Annotated in this window: 17 protein-coding genes and 1 pseudogene; 7 read left to right on the top strand and 11 right to left on the bottom strand. The window is 64.3% G+C overall.

Translation table 11 applies throughout. The features are described from left to right. From NCS03_RS28250 to NCS03_RS28240, 3 genes are all read left to right on the top strand, one after another. A partial coding sequence (locus tag NCS03_RS28250) for an ATP-binding protein (protein ID WP_250530276.1) occupies positions 1-1,728 on the top strand: 1,728 nt, incomplete at its 5' end. Between the two features lie 50 nt (positions 1,729-1,778). Continuing rightward, positions 1,779-2,783 carry a chemotaxis protein CheB gene (locus NCS03_RS28245; RefSeq protein WP_175981941.1) on the top strand — a complete coding sequence of 335 codons (1,005 nt, stop codon included), beginning with the start codon at positions 1,779-1,781 and terminating at the stop codon, positions 2,781-2,783. 26 nt (positions 2,784-2,809) lie between these two features. Further along, a complete protein-coding gene (locus tag NCS03_RS28240) occupies positions 2,810-3,046 on the top strand; it encodes a hypothetical protein (protein WP_008345957.1) in 237 nt (78 codons plus the stop codon). Here NCS03_RS28240 and NCS03_RS28235 read toward each other — a convergent pair. The 8 genes from NCS03_RS28235 to coxB all read right to left on the bottom strand — a co-directional run bounded on the left by NCS03_RS28235 (position 3,000) and on the right by coxB (position 10,202). Next, positions 3,000-3,341: a hypothetical protein gene (locus NCS03_RS28235; RefSeq protein WP_250459970.1), complete on the bottom strand. Its 342-nt coding sequence runs from the start codon at positions 3,339-3,341 to the stop codon at positions 3,000-3,002. The two genes, NCS03_RS28240 and NCS03_RS28235, sit on opposite strands and share 47 nt — an antisense overlap. A gap of 100 nt (positions 3,342-3,441) precedes the next feature. Further along, positions 3,442-4,317, bottom strand: coding sequence for a glucose 1-dehydrogenase (locus NCS03_RS28230; RefSeq protein WP_175981939.1), 876 nt, complete (start codon positions 4,315-4,317; stop codon positions 3,442-3,444). Positions 4,318-4,556: 239 nt separating this feature from the next. Further along, positions 4,557-4,781 (bottom strand): hypothetical protein, encoded by a 225-nt coding sequence (locus tag NCS03_RS28225; RefSeq protein ID WP_008345955.1) that lies wholly within the window; start codon positions 4,779-4,781, stop codon positions 4,557-4,559. A gap of 104 nt (positions 4,782-4,885) precedes the next feature. Then, entirely contained in the window at positions 4,886-6,208 is a 1,323-nt protein-coding gene (locus NCS03_RS28220; RefSeq protein ID WP_502801551.1) for a c-type cytochrome, read from the bottom strand. Next, positions 6,193-6,630 (bottom strand): hypothetical protein, encoded by a 438-nt coding sequence (locus NCS03_RS28215; RefSeq protein ID WP_008345953.1) that lies wholly within the window; start codon positions 6,628-6,630, stop codon positions 6,193-6,195. The genes NCS03_RS28220 and NCS03_RS28215 overlap by 16 nt, the downstream gene beginning before the upstream one ends. A 1-nt stretch (position 6,631) precedes the next feature. Next, on the bottom strand, positions 6,632-7,246 hold the full coding sequence (locus tag NCS03_RS28210) for a cytochrome c oxidase subunit 3 (protein WP_250530275.1): 615 nt from the start codon (positions 7,244-7,246) through the stop codon (positions 6,632-6,634). Further along, on the bottom strand, positions 7,243-9,228 hold the full coding sequence (ctaD, locus tag NCS03_RS28205; RefSeq protein WP_250530274.1) for a cytochrome c oxidase subunit I: 1,986 nt from the start codon (positions 9,226-9,228) through the stop codon (positions 7,243-7,245). Before ctaD ends, NCS03_RS28210 begins: the two co-directional genes overlap by 4 nt. Further along, entirely contained in the window at positions 9,225-10,202 is a 978-nt protein-coding gene (gene coxB, locus NCS03_RS28200; RefSeq protein ID WP_250530273.1) for a cytochrome c oxidase subunit II, read from the bottom strand. Before coxB ends, ctaD begins: the two co-directional genes overlap by 4 nt. Before the next feature lie 932 nt (positions 10,203-11,134). Here coxB and NCS03_RS28195 point away from each other — a divergent pair. After that, positions 11,135-12,064: a hypothetical protein gene (locus tag NCS03_RS28195; protein ID WP_250530272.1), complete on the top strand. Its 930-nt coding sequence runs from the start codon at positions 11,135-11,137 to the stop codon at positions 12,062-12,064. Positions 12,065-12,067: 3 nt separating this feature from the next. Here NCS03_RS28195 and NCS03_RS28190 read toward each other — a convergent pair whose 3' ends face one another. Continuing rightward, a complete protein-coding gene (locus tag NCS03_RS28190; RefSeq protein WP_250530271.1) occupies positions 12,068-12,652 on the bottom strand; it encodes a ParB-like protein in 585 nt (194 codons plus the stop codon). Between the two features lie 154 nt (positions 12,653-12,806). Between NCS03_RS28190 and NCS03_RS28185 the strand changes: the two genes are divergently transcribed. The 3 genes from NCS03_RS28185 to NCS03_RS28175 are packed head-to-tail and all read left to right on the top strand — an operon-like array spanning position 12,807 to position 16,296. Continuing rightward, on the top strand, positions 12,807-14,015 hold the full coding sequence (locus tag NCS03_RS28185) for a zinc-dependent alcohol dehydrogenase (protein WP_034470047.1): 1,209 nt from the start codon (positions 12,807-12,809) through the stop codon (positions 14,013-14,015). After that, positions 13,982-14,908: an alpha/beta fold hydrolase gene (locus NCS03_RS28180; protein ID WP_250530270.1), complete on the top strand. Its 927-nt coding sequence runs from the start codon at positions 13,982-13,984 to the stop codon at positions 14,906-14,908. The genes NCS03_RS28185 and NCS03_RS28180 overlap by 34 nt, the downstream gene beginning before the upstream one ends. Then, positions 14,905-16,296, top strand: a complete 1,392-nt coding sequence (locus NCS03_RS28175) for a hypothetical protein (RefSeq protein WP_250530269.1) — start codon at positions 14,905-14,907, stop codon at positions 16,294-16,296. Before NCS03_RS28180 ends, NCS03_RS28175 begins: the two co-directional genes overlap by 4 nt. A gap of 21 nt (positions 16,297-16,317) precedes the next feature. Here the strand turns inward: NCS03_RS28175 and NCS03_RS28170 are convergent, their stop codons facing one another. After that, on the bottom strand, positions 16,318-17,310 hold the full coding sequence (locus NCS03_RS28170; protein WP_250530268.1) for an SDR family oxidoreductase: 993 nt from the start codon (positions 17,308-17,310) through the stop codon (positions 16,318-16,320). After that, positions 17,307-17,441 (bottom strand): annotated as a pseudogene (locus tag NCS03_RS28165) (GMC oxidoreductase); the annotation flags it as partial. The gene NCS03_RS28170 and the pseudogene NCS03_RS28165, both read right to left, overlap by 4 nt. Position 17,442: the final 1 nt, after the last annotated feature.

Below are 17,442 nucleotides of genomic sequence, written 5' to 3'. Positions count from 1 at the left end.
GACGTGAAGCAGGCTTTCGATACGCTCAAGCTCATCGAGCGCGAAGTCGAGAGCCACGACGGCAAATGGTATCTGATGCGCCTCTTGCCGTACCGCACGGCCGATGACCGCATCGACGGCGCGGTGCTCACGCTCATCGACGTCACGGCGCGGCATGTGGCCGAAGAGACGGCGCGCATCGGCGAGGAGCGTCTGCGGCTCGTCGCGCAATCGACCGCCGACTACGCGATCATCGTGCAGGATCCGAACGGCACGATCGTCACCTGGAACGCGGGCGCGGAGCGCATCTTCGGCTTCTCGGAGAAGGAAGTCGTCGGGAGGAACATCTCGCTCATCTACTCGCCCGAAGACCGCGCGGCGAACGTGCCGGCGAACGAGCGCGAACTCGCGGAACGCGACGGACGCGCCGACGACGAACGCTGGCACATCACGCGCGACGAACGCCGCGTGTATTGCAGCGGCGTGGTGACGCCGATCTCCGATCCGTCGTTCACGGGTTACGCGAAGATCGCGCGCGATCTGACCGAGCGCAAAATGCGCGAGGACGCCAACCGCGAAGCGCTCGCGCACGAGCACGCCGAGCGCGAGAAGGCGTCGCTGTCGAACCAGTTGAAGGACGACTTCATCGCGATGCTGTCGCACGAACTCAAGCATCCGCTGAATCTCATCGGCATGAAGGCGGAAATCCTGCCGCGCCTGCCGGAAACGCGCGGTATCGAAGTGGTGCAGGAAACCGCCGATTCGATCCGCCGCGCGGTGCGCGGGCAGGCGCAGATCATCGACGATCTGCTGGATCTTTCGCGCGTTCGCACCGGCAAGCTCGCGCTGAGCATTGCGCCGGTGGATGTCGCGGGCGTACTCGCGCGCATCGCGGATGTCGCCGAAACGGAAGCCGTGCAACGTGGAATCGCGCTGCTCGGGAGCAATCGCGCGGAGCCGATCTACGCATTCGCCGATTCTGTGCGTTGCGAGCAGATTCTCTGGAACCTCGTTTCCAATGCGCTGAAGTTCACGGATCGCGGCGGTTCCGTCGATCTGCGGATCGCGCGCGACGGCGGCATGGTGCGTATCGATGTCGTGGATACCGGGCAGGGCATCGAGGCGTCCGCGCTGCCGCATATCTTCGACATGTACCGGCAAGGCGGGCGCAATCCGACATCGTCCGGGCTCGGCATCGGCCTTGCACTCGCGAAGCAGCTCGTCGACATGCACGGCGGGCGCATCGAGGCGCGTTCCGATGGCCTCGGCCGCGGCACGACGGTCTCGGTCTGGCTGCCCGCCGCCGCGACGCAACAGGCCGTGCCGCCGCGCAGCGAGGACCGCGCGCGGCCCGTCAGCGGCGCGCGCCTTTTGCTCGTCGACAACGACGTCGAAGCGACCGCATCGTTCGCCGCGCTGCTCGAGCTCGAGCAGGCGTCGGTGCAGATCGCATCGAGCGCCGAGCAGGGTCTCGAACTGCTCGGCAAGGGTTCCGTGGATGCGGTGATATCGGATATCCAGTTGCCCGGCATCGACGGCTACACGTTCATCAGGCGCGTGCGCGCAGACACGACGCTCGCGGATGTGAAGGCGATCGCACTGACGGGGTTCGGCCGCGACGAGGATAAACGCGCGGCGCGTCAGGCGGGCTTCGACGCGCATCTGACCAAGCCGGTTGATTTTTCGGAGCTGCTTCATACACTCGATGTATTGCTCGAGCCGGGGCGCGAGAAGGAGCGCGGCGGCTGAAGCACCGGCGCCGGTCCGCCGATTGCTTCCCAGATCAGACAGGAGGCGCTATGGCTGAACGGGACATCGTGGTGATCGGTGCATCGAGAGGCGGTTTTCAGGGACTCAGGGCGCTCGTTAGCGCGCTTCCCGCCGATCTTCCGGCTGCGGTGTTCGTCGTGCTGCATATCGGCCGTCACGCCAGCATGCTGCCGGACCTGCTCACGAGTTGGGGACGGTTGATCGCGCGTTATGCAACGCATGGCGAAAAGGTCGAACATGGAACCATCCGCGTAGCGCCGCCGGACCGGCATCTCGTGTTGTCGAAAGGGCGCGTGTGGCTCAGCGAGGGTGCGAAGGAAAACTTCTCGCGGCCCGCCGCCGATCCGCTGTTTCGCAGTGCCGCGATGGAATACGGGGCGCGTGTCGTCGGCGTCGTGATGAGCGGCGATCTCGACGATGGCGCCGCCGGTCTCGCCAACATCCGCGCCCAACGCGGTTTCGCCATCGTGCAGAATCCGGACGATTGCGAAGCGCCGAGCATGCCGCGTGCCGCACTCGAATCGTGCGGCGCCGACATGCTGTGTGTCGAGCGCGAACTCTCGCGGTGCATTCAGGCGGCGGTGCACGGGATGTCGTCCGACGAAGCTTCCGAGGGAGCGCAGATGAACAAGAACGTGTTCGAGAAAGAGGCTCGCCTCGCAGCCAGCCGCCTGTCGGATATCGATTCGCTCGACGAAGTCGGCGAGCGGTCGGCGCTGACATGTCCCGATTGCGGCGGCGCGCTGTGGCGCATCAAGGACGATCATCCGATGCGCTATCGCTGCCATACCGGACATGCGTTCACCGGGCTGTCGCTGGAGGAGGGCATCGAAGCGCGTTCGGAGACGGCCATCTGGTCGGCCATGCGCGCGGTGCACGAGCGCGTCATCTTCGCGAAAGAGCGGCAGCGCTGGGCGGAGCGGTCGGGCAATGAAGATCAGATAAAAATCGAGCAGGCGCGCATCGACGAAGCGGAACGTCTCGTCGAATTGTTGCGCGAAGCGGTGCAGACAGCATCTTCATCCGCGAACTGACGAACTGACGGGAAACGGAGGATCGAATGGATCTCGAAGCGGAGAGCCTGGCGCTTGTCCAGGCTGATCGCGATATCAACGAAGGCAAGGAACGCATCGAGCGTCAGCGCAAGATCATCGAGCAACTGCGCTCCGGCGGACACGACACGACGGATGCGGTCAGGCTGCTCAGCACGCTCGAAGACACGCTGACGGCCATGATGCAGCATCGCTCGCTCATTGTGGCTCGCATCGCGCAGTGGAAGAGCGGGATCTTAACGTAGGACGTGCGCCGCGCGGGGTCTGTCGGCGGCGATGCAGCGTGCCGACGCCGCGAAACGCGCGTGCGGCGATGCACTCGCGCATACGCGCCATGACGAGCGAATTGAGGCTGGGCGAGCGTGCCGCGCGTGCCTTGCGTCGCGGCTCCCTGGATAGCGAAGCGTGCACGTCGTGAGCGAATTTTTGCAGCGCATCCGCCGATCCGCTGACGCTCATGTACGCCTGCTGTCCGATCCTGCCGTCGAGCAGAACGGTCATTCCGGATTCACGGGCCAGCTTCAACATGTCGGATTGCATGATTGTTCGGGCTCATCGCCCGCTCTTGTCGTTGGCTTCGCGCGGGTTTGCGCGAAGCCTTTCATGCTTTCAATGCAGCATTCGCTGTGCCCCGGCCGCGCTAAATAATCGGCTTGCCGCCCGTTACCGCGATGGTCGCGCCTGATATGTAGCTCGCCTCGTCCGATGCCAGCATCACATAAGGCGCCGCGAGTTCCGCAGGCTGTCCGGGGCGCTTCATCGGCACCTGCTTGCCGAAGTTCTCGACGCTCGAAGGCGGCATCGTCGATGGAATCAGCGGCGTCCAGATCGGCCCCGGCGCCACGCAGTTCGCGCGTATGCCGCGCTCGGCCAGCAGTTGCGCAAGCCCGCCCGTGAAGTTCTGGATCGCGCCCTTCGTGCTCGCATACGCGATCAGTCCGGGATTCGGCGCATCGGCATTGACGGACGTCGTGTTGACGATCGAACTGCCTTCTTTCATATGCGCGAGCGCGGCCTTCGTGATGCGGAACATCGCGCCGATATTCGTCGAATAGGTCTTGTCCCATTCGTCGTCGCTGATGTCTTCGAGCTTGTCGTAAGTCGCCTGATACGCCGCGTTGTTCACGAGCACGTCGATGCGCCCGAACGTTTCGGCCGTCTTCGCGACGATCTGCTTGCAATGCTCGCGATCCGTGATATCGCCGGGCAGAAGCAGCGCGCGGCGTCCGGCTTTCTCGACCCAGCGCTTCGTTTCCTCGGCGTCGTCATGCTCGTTGAGATAGGAGATGGCGACGTCCGCGCCTTCGCGCGCATAGGCGATCGCCACCGCGCGGCCGATGCCGCTGTCCGCGCCCGTGATGAGCGCGACTTTGCCGGCGAGCCGGTTGCTGCCCTTGTAGCTCGATTCGCCGTGATCGGGCGGCGGGTCCATCGGGCCGGTGAGTCCCGGGCGATTGTCCTGCTGTTGCGCCGGCATCGGCGGGCGTGGGTATCCGCTATCGGTGGTATTGCTCATGTCGTGCTCCTTACGCTGCCGCTTCAAGAACGACCGTGGCCCGGCTTTCCCTGAGGGCGCCTGTACGAGCGGCGCTGCGCGCTCTTTCATTGACGAGTGTTTTCATTCACGACTCCGGTGCTGGTTAGAAAGACGACCGCATGCGCGGTCATGCGGTCGTGTCAGCATCGAGCGTTCCAGGAATCGAAACAGGCGTGCGGAATCCGCGCCTTACGACGCGCGAAGAGCGGAAATGGCGATCAGTGGTCCGCTTCGTCGACTTCCTTGACCACGGTCTTGCGAAGCTGATCGAGCGCGCGCAGGCTGGTGATGAGATTGCGCAACAGGCTTTCCGAGTCGTCGGTGTTCCATCCGCACTGTCGGAGCGATTCGAGGCGTTCCGTCTGCTCGACGATGCGCCGCCCGCAATTCTCGATATGCAGGTCAAGACGCGCGAGTTCCTCTAAAGCTTTGGTGTTGGCCATGGCGGACGTTCGCGTAGTAGGAAATTTTGTCCAGTCAACCATGGTACAACGCGCCGCGAATCGCCGATGCGGCGCAGTGAATCGGTCACTTTCGCTCCGTCAATTCAAGGTTGCGCGCGCTTCGAGACCGCATCGCGCATGCTGCGCACGTCGCGCGTCGTGACAGGCGAAGCATCGTTGCCCCATGCCGAGCGAACGAAGGTCAGCACGCGGGCGATTTCCGTATCGGTGAGCTTGTCGGCGAACGCGGGCATCTTCTTCGGCTGCGGCCCATGTTCCGTGGATGGCGCGTTGCCGCCCTGCAGCACCATCCGCACGAGCGAATCGGGCTTCTCCGACAGCACGGCCGGATTGCCCGCAAGCCGCGGATACTTGAACGCTTCACCCGCGCCGTCGCTCTTGTGACAGCGCGCGCATGCGCTTTGATAGAGACCCGCACCGGGACGCTCGTCGTCGCCGGTGCGCAATGCGGCCACGCTCTGTTGCGCCGCGCGCGAGCGCGCATCGTACGTGCCGCCCTTTCCGTTCGCCGGCAGGCTCTTCAGATACGACGCGATCGCGAGCAGATCCTGATCGTCGAGATATTGCGTGCTGTCTTCGACCACCTGCACCATGCTGCCGAAGGTGGCGAGACCCGCGCCGTGCCCCGTCTTGAGAAACGCGGCGATGTCGTCGGGTGCAATGCGGCCCAGTCCCGCGCCCGATACGCCGGTCAGGTTCGGCGCGTACCAGTGATCGTTGGTGCCGCCCGTGAGATACGTCCGCGACGATTCGGTATAGCCGCGTTCGTTATAGGCAGGTCCGCGCGGCGTATGGCACGCGCCGCAGTGCCCGAGCGATTGCACGAGATAGGCGCCGCGATTCCATTGCGCTTCGCGCTTCGGATCGGGCGTGAACGGTTCCGTCGGCCTGAAGGCGAGATTCCAGAAGACGAGCGCCCAGCGCTGGCTGAACGGAAACGGCAGATGCGTTTCGGGCGCGGCTTGCGCGACGGGTTCCACGCCGTGCATGAAATAGGCATAGAGCGCGCGCATGTCGCCGTCGCTGATCTTCGAGAACGATGGATAAGGCATCGCCGGATAAAGATGCTTGCCGCCCGGCGCGACGCCTTCACGCAACGCGCGCGCGAAGTCCTCGTAGCTATAACGCCCGATGCCATGTTGCGGGTCCGGCGTGATGTTGCTCGACCAGATCGTGCCGAAGGGCGAGCCCATCGGCAGGCCGCCCGCGAACGGATGCGGCTGCGGTTTGCCGGGCGCGGGCGGCGCGGTATGACAGCCGGCGCAATCGGCGGCCTTCGCGAGATACGCGCCGCGCGTGACGAGATCGGGCGTCTGTCCGCGAGCGAGCGGCATCGATGCGATCAGCGTGAAAGCGCAGAAGAGCGCGCGGCGTCGGAACGTCGTCACGATCAGCGTCCTCCACATGGCGACACGAGCAGCCACGCGAGATCCGTCGCGATCAGCGCGAACACGAAGAGTGCGCTCGCGAGCGCCCCCGCCCGCGCGATGAACGCATCGCGGGCCGCATGTCTGTCGATCGTTCCATGCTCTTTCAGCGTCGATGCAAGCTCGCCCGTACGCCGCCAGTTGCGCCACGCGACGACGCCGCCCGCGACGCCCAGCAGCAACGCGACGAGCGCCAGCAGCACGATGCCGTGCTCGAGCCAAGGCATCGCGGGCGCGTTCACCGGACGCTCATGCGGGAAGCAGCCCCACGCGGCGATGGTCTGCGCGAGCGTCGTCTGCGTCATCCACGCGGCGGGTGCGAGCAGGAGACCGATCGCGAGCGCCATGCCGCCCGGACGCACGGGATGCCGCTTTTCGTCGATGGGCGATGCGTCGTTCATTTCATTTCGCCAGCACGTAGGGCGACAGATACAGCGTCGCGAAGATGAAGAGCCATACGACATCGACGAAATGCCAATACAAGCCGCCGATGGTCAGCGCCGCCGAACGCGCCCGGTCGAAGTAGACGAGCGCGGTCCATAGCAGCAGGAACGCGAGCACGACGAGGCCGACGAGCACATGCATCATGTGAAAGCCGGTGATCGTGAAGTAGAGCGAGCCGTAGAGATGCGTCGTCAGGCCGTAGGGATGATCGGCCCATTCCTTGAGTTGTATGCCGACGAAGATCGCCCCGAGCGCAAGCGCGATAGCGAGCATCAGCACGCCCATGCCGCGTTTTCCGCGCCGCACGAAGCGCTCGCTTGCCCATACGAACACGCTGCTCGACAACAGAATGCAGGTGTTCGCGATGCCGAGGCCGAGCTTCGGCATGCCTTCGGGCGGCCAGTGTTGTGTCGTCTGCGAAGCGAGATACAGATACGAGAAGATCAGATAGCCGAAGAGCGCCGCTTCGGTCGCGACGAGCGTGAGACATCCCCACCATCCGCCCGACCGTTCGCCCGGACTGCCGATGGGCAGACGCGCGCGTTCGGGCAACGCTTCCGCGAAATCGCTCATGGTGTCGCTCCGGTTTCGTGCGGCTCGGGCGTATCGTCGCGCTGGCCGAGTTCGCGGCGCGGCCACAACCATACGACGATGGCCGCGCCGCATCCGATCAACGCGAGCGCCGCGAGCCACCATGCGGTCAATGCGAGGCCCGAGAAGAACACCAGCGACGCGACGCCGAGCCAGAAAGGCGCATACGAGTCTTCCGGCATCTTGAGAATCACGTCGGGATCGCCGTCGAGCGCGGTGGTGCCGAGCGCCTCGCGTCCCTTGTCGAGGATGTAGCCTTCGTCGAGCCGCGAACGCATCTTGCCGGAAATGCGTTCCTCCCATAGCGGATGACGGCTCGCGATGCGCGGCGCGATCGCGAAGTTATACGGCGGCGGCGGCGATGAAGTCGCCCATTCGAGCGTGGGCGCATCCCAGGGGTTATCGCCCGCAACGGGACCGCGCCGCAGGCTGTACACGAAGTCCCACATGAAGATCAGCACGCCGAACGCGAACAGGAACGCGCCGATCGACGTAATCATGTTGACCGTGTTCCAGCCCATGTCGGGCGCGTAGGTATAGATGCGTCGCGGCATGCCGAGCAAGCCCGCGATATGCATCGGAAAGAACGCGATATTGAAGCCCGTGAACAGAATCCAGAAGCCGATGCGCCCGATCCTCTCGCTCATCATGCGCCCGGTGAATTTCGGGAACCAGAAGTAGATGCCGCCGATAACGGGAAACACGTTGATGCCGAGTAGCACGTAATGCAGATGCGCGACGACGAAATAGGTATCCGTGAGTTGCCAGTCGAAAGGCACCGCTGCGGTGAGCACGCCCGACAATCCGCCGATCACGAAGAGAAACACGAAGCCCGCGAAATACAGAAAAGGCACGCGAAACACGGGACGTCCCGTCCATATCGTCGCGATCCATGCGAACGTCGCGACCGCGCTCGGTATCGCGATCACCATGCTCGCCGCGCCGAAGAACGACAGCGCGAGCGCGGGAATGCCCGTCGCGAACATGTGATGGATCCATACGACGAAGCCTATGACCATCGTCGCGACGGTCGACAGCGCGACCGGCAGATAGCCGACCAGCGGCCTGCGGCAGAAGACCGGGAGCGCATCGGAGACGATGCCCATCGCGGGCAGCACCACGGCATACACCCACGGATGCGCGAAGATCCAGAAGAGATGCTGCCAGAGCAGCGCGCGGCCGCCGTTGACGACGTCGAAGAAATGCGTGCCGATGCGCCGGTCAAGCCACAACAGAAAGAACGCGAGACTCACCGATGGCACTGCAAGCAGGTTGCCGCCCGATGCGGTGAGCGTGCCCCACACGAGCACCGGCACGCGATCGAGCGACATGCCCGGCGCGCGCATGCGCAGGAACGTGACCACGAAGTTCATCGAGCCGACTGTCGTCGAGATGCCGAGCAGCACCATGCCGAGCGCATAGACATCGATGTTGGGACCGGTGTTGTAAGTGAGGCCGGCAAGCGGCGCATAGCTGAACCAGCCGGCGTTGGGCGCTTCGCCGAACGGAAAGCTCGCATACAGAAAGAGTCCGGCGAAAAGAAAGATCCAGTACGACAGCGCATTCAGGCGCGGAAACGCCATGTCGCGCGCGCCGAGTATCAGCGGCCACAGATAGTTGGAGAAGCCGGAGAGCACGGGCAACGCGTAAAGGAAGATCATCGTCACGCCGTGCATCGTGAAGAGCTGGTTGTATTGCTCGGGCGTGAGCAGCGTCGAGTCCGGGCGCGCAAGCTGCACGCGCATGATGAGCGCCTCGATGCCGCCCGCGATCAGAAACGCAAACGCGGTGAGGAGATAGCGCAAGCCGATGCTTTTATGATCGACGGTCGAAAGCCAGCCGCGCCATCCCGGTGGCGTTTCCCATGTCTCGCGCAGCTTGCGTTCTTCGGCGCTGCCGGGTTCGATGCGGCCGATCGCGAGCGTGCGTTGCAGCGGCGGCGGGGACGTGGCGTGTTCGGTCATTGCAGTGTCCGAAGATAAGCGGAGAGCGCGGCGGCTTCGGCCGCTGTGAGCGCGATCGATGGCATCAGCGAATCCGGTTTGATGCGCTGCGCATGGCGTATCCAGTCGAGTTGATTCGATTCGGTGTTCGGCAACGTGCCGGCGGCGATGAGCCTGCGCGAATTCAGATGCGTGAGATCGGGCGCTTGCGTGCCGTTCGCATCGCTGCCGCGCACGGCGTGACAGCCCGCGCAGCGATCGAGAAAGAGTCGCTGCCCGGCGCTCGCGGTGGCGTCGGCGGCATGCGGGCGCGCTTGCGCCGCGTACCACGCATCGAATTGGGCACGCGGTTCCGCGATCACTTCGAAGGCCATATGCGCGTGTTGCGCGCCGCAAAACTGCGAGCATTGCCCGCGATACACGCCCGCGCGATCCGCCTGAATCCATTGCTCGTTGACGACGCCCGGTATCGTCTGAGTCTTGCCCGCGAGACGCGGCACCCAGAACGCATGAATGACATCGGCGCTGCGCAATTCGATTTTCACAGGCTCGCCGACCGGTATGTGAATCTCGTTGGCCGTGGTCACGCCCGCATAGTCGATCTTCCACCACCAGTCATAGGCCGTGATCGCGATGGTCAGCGCGGGCTCCTTTCTCGGCGACGCGACCGATTCGAGCGTCACCAGCACATAGGCGAGCGCGACGAAAAGCGCGACCGACGAGATGCCCGTGCCGATCCAGACCCAGCGCATGCCGCCGCCTTCGCCCTGCACGTGCGATGCATCGCGCTTCGTGGGCGGCGGACGCTTGCGGATGATCGCGCCGACGAGCAATACGCTCACGATCAGCGCGACGGCGATGGCCAGTGCCGCGAGCGCCCAGCCGAGACGCATCGTCGGCGTGGCGGCGGGACCGTCGGCGTGGAGGAAGTAATTGAGCGGCGCGTCGGCGCGCGCGCTCGCGTGACAAACGAATGCGGCGAGAAAAGCGATCATGGCGCGGGTGCTCCGGCTGGCACAATGGATCGCTTTGTGCGTAGCAGGCATCCGCATGTATCTCCTTGAAAGATTGGCTCGCAGTGAGGTTCCGGCACGCCAGACGGGCGCGCGGGGCTTCGTTCCCCGAGCAATCCACGATCCCAACGATAGCCTTACGGCGCAACGCATGTAATGCGCTTTATTTCGCGAAGCGTTTTCATCAGTCCAATGGATCTTATCGATTCGATAAGTATTCTTCGCCGATTCACTCGCAATACTTGAATAAGCGCGCACCGACGTTATGATGTACTAACGTATTTGCGACATGCATGTCCATGCATGTTCGTGTCTTTCGATGGTTTCCGATTCTCCTTCGCGCGCTCGATTGAAACGCAGCGCGAAGGCCCTTTGTTGCGTCCGGCGATTGCCACGCTCGCGCCATCGCGTTTGCGCGCATCGGTCAGTGGGGCGTCGTCTTATCTCTCGTATCGAAGCGGGGCCGCGTTCGTCATTCGTCGAACGCGGCTGTGCCTGTTCGCGCTCGCATTTCGCCGCGCGACGCGGGCGTTTCAATTCCGGCAATGAACCGGCCGCTCGATATTCATTTTGAATATTCCGAACGCGCCATGAAAGCCATTACTTTCATTCGATCCGTTGCTCATATCTTCAAATCGCGGCGCATTATTTCAGCGGGGCGGCTTTCGATATGGCCGGGTTTCGCGATCGCGCTTCTGTTGGCCGCATGCGGCGGCGGTGGCGGCGGTGAAACTGGCGGCGCGAGCACGACCGGTGGCGCGCAATCGAGTCCTTCGGGTGCATCGAGTCCCATAGCGGCGTCGAGCCCTTCGGACGGCGGAGCGTCGGCGCCTGCGGTTGCATCGGCGCCAGCGGTTGCATCGGCGCCGTCGGCGGCGAGCAGCCCCGGCGGCACGAGCAGCACAGCAAAGCCTGTGATTGCGCCTGAGGGCAGCGTGTTTTATGGCATGAACGGTCATGCCAACTGGGTCGGTCCATATCAGACGTCGACGCCGGAGCAACAAGCCGCGCAACTGAGAGACCTCAACATGACGATGTATCGCAACGACATTTCCAACGTAGCCGGCGCGAAAAATCTCGCGAAGTTCGCGAAGATCATGGCGCAATCCGGCGTGATGGTTTATCCGGTGATCCTGCAAGACCTCAACTTCGCCGATGAGAATTCGGCTTATCAGGCGAGCTTCACGCTCGCTCAGCAAATCGTCAGCGTGCAGCAATATGCCTATTACGAAGTCACCAACGAACTTGCGCCGACATGTCTCGTCGGTGCGGTCGACGGCGTGAATCCGGCCGATTACCACAACGATTGTTATCGGATCGCGCGCGGCGTGATTCGCGGATTGATCGCGGGCATCAAGTCGGTGGATGCTGTCGGCAAGATCATCATCGGCGGCAATACGTGGATGCACCTCGGCCTCGATACGATGCTCGCCAACGGCACGCAACCCGACGGCACGAGCGGACATCCCATCGTGACGTGGGACATCACCGCGTGGCACTGGTACTCGGAGCAGGGCGATATCACGCACGCATGCGGAATCCGTTGCTACAACGTAGTCGGCACGCTGCTGTCGTTCGGCAAGCCGATCTGGATCAACGAAGTGGGCATGCGTCCGGACTTTCCCGGCACCGTCGATCAGGCGGCCACTTACATGGCCAACGACATGATGGGCAGGCTTCTCTCAATCGCGCCGCAATACAACATTCAGTCGATACAGGTCTACGAGCTCTACGACGATCCGCCCACCGGTCAGGGCCCTTACGGCATCATGCTCAACGACGGCGTGACGAAGAAACCCGTCTATACCGCGCTCAAGAATTTCATCGCGGCGAATCCGCGTTGAAGATCATCCGATGAAACCGGGAAGGCCGAGAGCCGCGTCGCTGCGGGCCAGACCGGCGGCGCGTTCGAGCAGCGCGTCGAATTGCGCATCGTCGCGCGGTCGCGGGAAGTGCGCGCGAAAGAAGTCCGCCCAGCGAAAATCGGCAAGCGGCACGTCGGTTTTTTCGTAGCCGCCCGCGCTGCGCACGAAGGCCGCAAGGCTGCGAAAATCGTCGTCGATGGCGTCCCGCATATGCACCGGCATGTCCTTGAAAGCGATGCGGCGGCCGTCCGCGTCGTAGGGATGCACCCACGCCTCGTTCTCCATCGTCAGCCAGAACGCCGCGCGCGATAACGACGACAAGTCCCGCACCAGCACGAACGGCACGTCCTGCACGCCGATGCGGGCCAGCGCGCAAGCCACATGATGATGGTCGATGACATACGGCTCGCCTCCCGGCCCGAGCACGACGGCAATCGGCTTCGCGGCTATCGACATTGCCAGTTCATGTGCGCCCAGCGCGCGATATTCCTCGGCTTTGCGGCGGACCTGCCGTTCTCCGTGCGTCGCCTGCGTCGGATGCAGATCGCCGATGCGCAGCGTATTCATGGCGCATTCCTCGATGTGTGTCGAACATGCGGGCAAGCGCCGTACCCCGTCTGGACCCGCTGTTGCTTCTCGCTGAAACGAAGTCCCTAATGCGGTGCGCGGGCGCATCCATTGCTGAAATCGCACACGGACCCGGCCATTCAAGGAGTGTGCAATGAAAGCGGTTGTGTTTCATGGAATAGGCGATATATCGCTCGATAACGTGCCCGACCCTTCGATTCGTCACGATCAGGACGCGATCGTGCGCCTGACCGCGAGCGCGATCTGCGGCACCGATCTGCACATGGTGCGCGGCACGCTGCCAGGGATGGTGCCGGGCACGATACTCGGCCACGAGGGCGTCGGCGTGATCGAGCAGGTCGGTCGCGGCGTGCGCAACCTGAAGCCGGGAGACCGCGTGCTGATTCCATCGACGATTTCGTGTGGCTGCTGTTCGTATTGCCGCACGGGCTACACGGCGCAGTGCGACTCGGCGAATCCCAATGGCGCGGCGGCAGGCACGGCGTTCTTTGGCGGACCGAAGTCGACGGGGCCGATCGACGGATTGCAGGCCGAATACGCGCGCACGCCGCTAGCCCATGCGAGCCTCATCAAATTGCCGGAGAATATCGACGACGAACGCGCGATCCTGCTGTCCGATATCTTTCCGACGGGCTTTTTCGGGGCGCAACTTGCCGAGGTGCGTGACGGCGATACCGTCGCGGTGTTCGGCGCGGGACCGGTCGGCCAGTTCGCCGTGGCGAGTGCGTTCATGCTCGGCGCGGGACGCGTGATCGTCGTGGATCGCCTGACGGATCGTCTCGCGATGGCGCGCGCGCAAGGTGCGGAAGCGGTGAACTTCGACGAGGAGGATCCCGTCGCAACGATTCTCGCGTTGACGGGCGGCATCGGCGTGGATCGTGTGATCGATGCCGTGGGCGTCGATGCAGTGCACGCGCAGGGCGGGCCGGCTGCATCGCAGGATGCCGTCAAGCAGGGCGAAGCGGAAAGCAGGACCGTGACGGCGCAGCGCAACGAACACGACGGCAACTGGATTCCCGGTGATGCGCCCACGCAGGCGCTCGACTGGGGCGTGGCTGCATTGGCGAAGGCGGGCACGCTTGGCGTGATCGGCGTGTATCCGCCGAACGACCGCTTCTTTCCGCTCGGCGTGGCGATGAACAAGAATCTCACCATCAAGATGGGCAACTGCAATCATCGCGCGGTGACGCCCGGACTCGTCGAGCGCGTGAGGAACGGATCGTTCGATCCGCTGCGCGTGCTGTCGACACGCGAGCCGATGATGAACGTCATCGACGCATACAAGGCATTCGATCAAAGGCAACCGGGATGGATCAAGGTCGCGCTCGATCCCGCCGCGTGACGGCCGCGCGGCCTTCATGGCGCATCGTCGCGGGCGTCGGCGCGTGCGCGTTCGTGGCCTGGGCGGCGATCGAATGGACGCGCCTCAAGCGCACGCCCGCACTTTCCGATGAAAGCGCCCGCAAGGGCATCACGGCGCGCTATACGCAGGCCGGACCGTATCGCATGTTCTCGCGTCACGCGGCATGCGAAGGTGGCCACGCGAAGCGCCTGCCCGTGGTGCTCGTGCATGGTCTCGTGATATCGAGCCGCTACATGGAGCCGCTCGCGCTCGCGTTGCGCAGCGACTTCGACGTGTACGCGCCCGATCTGCCCGGCTTCGGCGAAAGCAAACTGCGCGGCGGCGCGCTGTCGGTGCCCGAACTCGCCGATGCGTTGCGCCTCTGGCTCGGCGCGCGCGGCATCGAGCGGGCGATGTTCATCGGCAATTCCTTCGGCTGCCAGATTCTCGGGGATTTCGCCGCGCGCTATCCCGAGTCGGTCGACCGGCTCGTGCTGCAAGGACCGACCGTCGATCGCGATGCGCGCTCGCTCTTCACGCAAGTTTGTCGCGACTGGCGCAATGGACGGCTCGAACAGGCGAGATCGTCGGCGCCGATCGGGCGCATCGACTATGCGAAAGCGGGCGTGGTGCGCGCGCTCGCGACGATGCGCGAACTCATGCGCGATCGCATCGAGCGCAAGCTGTCGCGCATCGTTGCGCCGACGCTCGTCGTCGCCGGATCGCGCGATCCCGTCGCGCCGCTCGCGTGGGCGAGCGAAGTCGCGGCGCGCGTGCCGAACGGCGCGTTGCTGACGATAGACGACGGCACGCACACGCTCAACTATGTCTATCCGCATAGCTTCGCGCTCGCGATCCGCGCGTTTCTTCTCCAGGGCGGCGCATCGAGATGACGAAGCCACCGCGCGGCATTGCCCGCTTCGATTCGGCCGCGGGCATGGTGCAGGCGCTCGCCGCGTGTCTGCATGGCGAACGCTTCAGCAGCCCGAGCCAGTCGCCGCTGCTCGATAGCCTGATGCCGCCGATCAACCTGCTGCCGAAGCGCGCCCGCGAATGGGTGTACACCGTGGGCGGCATGTCGGAGGGCATCACGGCGCGGCAGGCGCGGCGTCTCGATGTGGAAGGCATCGGCGAATGGATCGCGGGGCTTTACCCGCAGCGCACCTACGATGCCGCGTTCATCGGTTCGTCGAATGGCGGGCTCATGCACGTTGCGGCGGCGCTCGGCGTGCCCTGGCTGCCGCAGACGTTTCTGTGCCCGGTGCGCGCGCCCTTCAGCGATCCCGACGATGCGCAAAGCGGCTTCGATGACGGCCTCGCCGCCGTCGATGCGTTGCTTCGCGCCGATCCGCGCATCGCAGTTCATCATATGCAGGATCCGAATCAGGACCGGCTGATGCTCTCCGCGATGAGCTACTTCCGGTTGAAGCTGCGCGCGCTGCCGCTGGCGTATCGCGAGTTTCTGCTGCGCAGTCTTGCGCCGGACGCGACGCTTCATATCGTCCGATGCACGCGCGACTGGCCCGTTACGCGCACCGGCGACCGATCGTTCTATCAGTTCGGCGCGCTGGGCGGCGCGACCGAGCGCGAGTACTTCGAAGGCGGGCCGCGTGTCGCGCGCTATCTCGCGCGTTATGGCGTGAAGCGCACGCGATGGGACGCGCCCGCGCCGACCCTGCGCGCGCCCGAAGCCGAATGGGGCTATGACGTGGCGCTCACCGAATTCATCGTCGCGCTGGCGAAGCAGAAGAACTGGCGCGTCGTCGAATGGCGCTTCGAAGAGCCGGAAGCGTTCAGCTTCGCGACGGCCGAGTTGTATCGCGCGTGGTATCGCGAGATGGGGATCGAGTCGAAGCGGCTCGTCGTCGATTCATTTCTTCTGATGGACCCGTACACGACGCTGCGATTGCGCGCGATCCCATTCTGGCTCGTCTTCTGCACCGACCCTTCGGCAGAGACGCTGCGCCGCTTTCTCGAACGCGAGTCCTTCGACGAGATCGACATGATGCTGTTCTCGCATGGCACTGAAGGCGTCGGCGTGACGAGCATCGACGAATGGCGCGCGTTGACCGCCAAGGCGAAACGCGAAGGGCGCTTTCTCGGTGTCGATGCACGGCGTTATCCGCGCGACTTCGCGACCTTCGTGCGCTTCGATCGTGCGCTTGCCGAACTGAAGCCGCAATACGGCTTGCCGGAGCCGATGCCGCCCGCGTTCTTCGAGGACGCGCTGCGCAAGCATGGCGCGCGTCATGGCATCACCGCGCACGATCACAACGCATGAAGCGAATGCCGGTCATCGTCATTACGCGCGCCGACGCATCAAGCGCGCGATGATGGCGCCCAGCCCGAGCCCCGCGCAAAGCAGCAGGCCGCGATGCGTGTCCATCCAAAACGACGCGCTCGCGCGCTTCGCCTCGTCCGTGAAGCGCCCATGCACCCGATGCAGTTCAGTGACCGGTTGCGAGAGATTGCCCGGACGTTCGCCGCTGGAGAGAGCGGGGTCCTGCTGCGCGCGAAAGCCCGTGCGTCCGAGATAGACATCGAGCAAACCGGGGATGATTGCATTCGCAACTATCGCCTTGACCGACGATATGCCGACCCACAGCTCGCGCCGCCGATGCGTGGCCGCCCACCATATCGCGCGCGCTGCGACTTCGGGTTCGTAGATCGGCGCGACGGGACGCGGCGCGTGCGGCATCGCGCTCCTGGCCCAGTCGAATTGCGGCGTGTTGAGCGCGGGCATCTGCACCATCGTCAGATGGATGCGGCTCTTGGCATGATGCAACTCGCAACGCAGCGAATCGGTGAACCCGCGTATCGCGTGCTTCGCGCCGCAATAGGCCGATTGCAGCGGAATCGATCGATACGCGAGCGCCGAACCGACCTGCACGATGACGCCGCGATTGCGCGGCGTCATGCGTTTCAACGCGGCCATCGTGCCCCACACGAAGCCGAGATACGTGACGTCCGTGATGCGCCTGAAATCGCGTTCGGGCATATCGGCGAAGCGCGCGAACGAGGTCAGCATCGCGTTGTTGACCCATACGTCGATGGGACCGAGCTCGGCTTCGACGCGCGCGGCGGCACTGTCGAGCGCGCCGCTTTCGCTCACGTCGAGCGCGATGCTCAGCGCACGCACGCCGAGCGCGCGCACGTCGGCGGCGGCGTCTTCGAGCGCTTGCGGATCGCGCGCGATCATCGCGACGTCCACGCCGCGTCGGGCGAATTCGAGCGCCGTCGCGCGGCCCACGCCCGCGCTCGCTCCGGTGATGACCACGACCCGAGGCTTTCTCATCGCGATAACTCCCCGCGTGCGGCAAGCGCTTCGATTTTGTCCGCCGTGCAACGCGCGATCGCCTGAATGGTGAGAGAAGGATTCACGCCGCCGACGGTCGGATATGCCGAGCCGTCGTGAATCCTCAGATGC

This window comes from Caballeronia sp. ATUFL_F1_KS4A, assembly GCF_023630905.1.
In the GTDB taxonomy this organism is placed as follows: domain Bacteria; phylum Pseudomonadota; class Gammaproteobacteria; order Burkholderiales; family Burkholderiaceae; genus Caballeronia; species Caballeronia zhejiangensis.
Note: the sequence above shows the minus strand (reverse complement) of the source record. Positions and strands in the feature narration are given on the sequence as shown.